At 58.6% G+C, this 3984-nt stretch carries 2 protein-coding genes; one reads left to right on the top strand and one right to left on the bottom strand.

The window, feature by feature from the left end:
• The first annotated feature begins 720 nt into the window (after nt 1-720).
• Entirely contained in the window at nt 721-1395 is a 675-nt protein-coding gene (locus GSQ88_RS17390) for an FkbM family methyltransferase (protein WP_349628224.1), read from the top strand.
• 590 nt (nt 1396-1985) lie between these two features.
• On the opposite strand, the gene GSQ88_RS17385 is transcribed toward GSQ88_RS17390, so the two are convergent.
• On the bottom strand, nt 1986-3984 hold a 1999-nt coding region (locus tag GSQ88_RS17385), incomplete at its 5' end, for a glycoside hydrolase family 113 (protein ID WP_502706739.1).

Genomic DNA, 3984 nt, shown 5'->3' with positions numbered 1-3984 from the left:
ATTGGAAGGCGAACCAACAGTCCAAGGCCGCCGGTCGCTGCCTAAGCGCTTCGCGGCAGACCATCGCGCTGCCTGGAGTGCTGGCCGGATGCGTACCATCCGGTGAGCACCGCGACGAGTTCACTCGCGCGGTTTAAGGCGGCCGTCCATGGTTAGGCGGCCTGACTGGACTGCGCGGAGAGCCTACGCCAATTCCAAGGCAGCAGTTCGTCCTGCTCAATTGTTCGAACCTGCCGGCGCCAGCTGAACATACGCTGCCGCAACGTTTTGCGGGGGCAACCTCCTTTTCGACGGTCAGCTCTGGCTCAATTAAACTGACGCCGCTCTGACAGAGTTGGCCGTCTGAAGTTGCACTGAGCCTCCCTCCGTATCACGGTCATAACTAAACACAAATAATTGATATCGCAGCTCTGTTGCGAAGCTCCTTGGCTAACAGCTCTTTTGGCGGTCATCGATTGAGCGAAAATCTAGGAAATCGTCGATCGTTAAATTTAATTTACATCCTATCCGGCCAGACAAAGTGTAGGGGTGTGCAGGGCAGAGGCCGATGCGAGAAAAACTCCGATGAATCGTTTTGTTAGCTATGCCCAAAATTTTGAGGACGTTATCCTGTGGCGCGCACTGAAACATATTGACCGGGGTTTCTACGTCGATTGCGGCGCGTACGATCCGACTCACGACTCCGTGACAAGAGCTTTTTATGACCGGGGATGACGAGGAATCAACATCGAGCCGATTTCCTCCATGCTGCAAATGTTTGTCGTGCAGCGACCTTTAGACGCTAATTTAGCCGTCGCGGTTTCTGACATATCTAATCGGGCGGAATTTTACGAGATCGCGGGTACAGGCCTGTCGACGCTTTGCCAGACTATTGCGCAGCAACATATCAAAGCGGGCCTCAATACGCGGGTCACCAACGTGTCGACTACGACGCTGTCAGATATTTTACGTCAATTTGCTCCGAGCGAGATTCATTTTTTAAAGATTGACGTGGAAGGCGCCGAGGATCTCGTTCTGAGAGGCGCGGGTTTCGACAGATTTAGACCCTGGATCGTACTCGTCGAAGCTACCCATCCGACGACGCAACAATCGAGCCGCGAGGGCTGGGAAGAAATATTGCTCAACGCAGAATACGATTTCGCTTACTTTGATGGATTAAACCGGTTCTATGTCGCGAAAGAACATTCCGAGCCATCGAAATTAATTGCAGTTCCTCCGAACGTGTCTGACGATTTCGTACTCGTTGATCACATAGAAGCTGAGCAATCTCTTGAGGCCTTGAGGCTCTCAACCTCGTGGAGGTTAACCGCTCCACTTCGTAAAGCAAAAGCAATCTTTCGAGTTTTGCGGGACAAAATACGCCAAGTGGTATGCTATGGGATCATGATGGAGTAGCTCGGAACGTGGACGTCGGGAGAGCCTGACTCGAACCTGTCCAGTTCCCGCGCCACAGGGGCGCCGGAGGGCTAGGTGTCGGCCACCAACGCCAGGTGCTCGCGAACAGTCATCGACAACGGCCAGGATGCAGAAACGACGGCCGTTGGTGCTCCGACACGAAGTCGAGGGACCAGCGTCGATGGGCGCTACCGTGCCTCATCGAGCGCTGGTCCCGATAGTCTGCTAGTCGCGTTGCCTGCGCCGCAAGCCGCAACGGGCCGCAGAGGTCGATCGCGACGAGTTTAAGGTCCCGGTTAACGACGACCCAGCCCAGCCGTCGCCCTTCCCACGATAATGTTCCCCCTCCCTTTGCATTGAGAGCCCGAGTAAAGGCAACGCCAAACGGCACGAGCAACGGCGGGCTGGCGCGGCGGATGGTCAGTATGCGCAGCATTTTTCGAGGCGCACTCGACGACAAGAGCTCGCGACGTTCTGCGCAGCAAGTCAAGTATTCGGACTCGGGTCCCACCTCGTTTGGAGGATTTTTCAAAACGACATTCCCATTCTTCGAAGAAAGTGGGTACGTTTCGTTTTTAAATTCTCACTAGCTAGTGAATGAAAATCGCGTTCGCATGCAGGTCGGTGATATGGGCATGCATCAGAGCCATGCTGTCGTGATGGCCGGGATCGACGACATTATCGTGTCCGTTGCTCGTTGACGGGAAGTGAGCTTGCGCCAGGCCGGCCGGCGCGTCGTGCAAAGATGCCGACGACTGGCTGCCGGCACCCAACCAGACTCCCCCGATCTGCGTCGGGTCCGTGCTCCCGGCATTCACGGAGGCGCTCGCAGCGGCGCCCCAGTGGAATACAAACGCATCATGGCCAGGGCCTCCCACCGTGACCGCAGCCGCCGGTGTCCCGCTCTCGGCCTCGAAGCCGGTCGTCACCGCGGCCTGCGCCGGGCTGTTCTGCGGACTGAAGCTGTCGATGTTCGGTCCTACATTCGATGTGCTGCCGTTGGGATCCCATTCCCAGAAATAGGCACCGATCAGCGAGGAGCTTTTGGATTGAGTCCAGGCATAGAAGAAGGCCTGGTACAGCTCGGACTGCAACGTCGGGTCTGGGCTGTTGTCCGAAGCGGACGGATTGGCCGCGGCGCCGCTGTCGTTGGCGTAGCCGATCTCGGTAAATAGCAGCGGCTTGCCGGACTGCGCCGAGAGGTTCTCAAAATACTGGATCGGGGATTGGTTGCCGATCACGGCAAAGGCGCCGGGATCGCTGGCCTCGGTCGCCGGTTGCAGCCAGGCGTTCACCAGGGTCTGGAGGCTCGGGTTCGGCGCATTCGACAGCGGCATATAGTTGTCGATCCCCTCATAGTTGAGCTGGCTCCAGAAGCTGACCTCGCTGGCGGTGTTCCATGAGGCGGAGTAAGTTAGCGCGCCGGTGAAAACCTGGCGCACCGCGGTGATGATGCTGGTCCAATAGGACAGATATTGCGGGCCGGTGAGCTGGTCGAGCTCCGCACCGATCGACAGCATCTGGGCGCCGTTGGCCTGGGCGACCTCCGCCTCCTGAACGATCATCGTCTGGTAGCTGGCGAAGAAAGCGGCGACGTTGGTCGGCTGATAGTCCTGGCGCCACTCGCCGACGCTGTAGGGTGCGATTTCGGCGGGGTTAAGGAAATCGATCAACGGCCGCACCATCACGGAGAGGCCGAGGCTTTCAGCCTGCGCGATGGTGCTCCCAAGTGCGGCCAGGCTGTCGGTATAGTTCGGATCGGCCACGACCTGTGACGTCGCGACGTCGATACCATAATCCAGGGTCGCTTCAATCGAATTGGCGCCGGTCTGCGCCAGGGCGGGCAGCGAGTCGGAATTCTCGTAGGCGCCGTTGTAGAAAGCGACGTAATCAAAGCCCTTGTATTGCAATGAAAAAACGCCCGCGGGAGCCGCCGGGACGCCGATCACGCCGTCGCCGCTAAGGTCCTGATAGAAGGTAGTCTCCAGCGCTTCCAGCGTTGTGCTGTTCCCCGGTACGCCGCCGCCGGTGAGGTTGGAAAGGTAGTTGCCGTTGCTGTCGGTGCTCCACACCGTGTACTGATTAGCGCCGGGGATCTCCCAGGCCACGTCATAGCCGGTTGCCGTCTGTACCGCGCCGATCGGTACCCAGGCGCCTTCCTGCCCCGCGACAACCGGCGCACCGTCAACTTTCAGCACCGGGCCAGACCCACTGCCGGCGCTATCAAGATCATATTCGTTACCAACCTCGACCAGGCTGGTCGATCCATCGGTCTGGATTGTTGTAGTAAGGACGCCGATCACGCCGTCGCCGTTAAGGTCCTGATTGAAGGTAGTCTCCAGTGCTTCCAGCGCGGTGCTGTTCCCCGGCACGCCGCCGCCGGTGGGATTGGAAAGGTAGTTGCCGTTGCTGTCGGTGCTCCACACCGTGTACTGATTGGCGCCGGGGATCTCCCAGGCCACGTCATAGCCGGTTGCCGTCTGCACCGCGCCAATCGGTACCCAGGCGCCTTCCTGCCCCGCGACAACCGGCGCACCATCAACTTCCAGCACCGGGCCAGACCCACTGCTGCCGTCAAGATAATAGGCA

It is taken from the genome of Bradyrhizobium sp. S69 (genome assembly GCF_009766005.1).
Lineage (GTDB): Bacteria > Pseudomonadota > Alphaproteobacteria > Rhizobiales > Xanthobacteraceae > Bradyrhizobium.
Note: the sequence above shows the minus strand (reverse complement) of the source record. Positions and strands in the feature narration are given on the sequence as shown.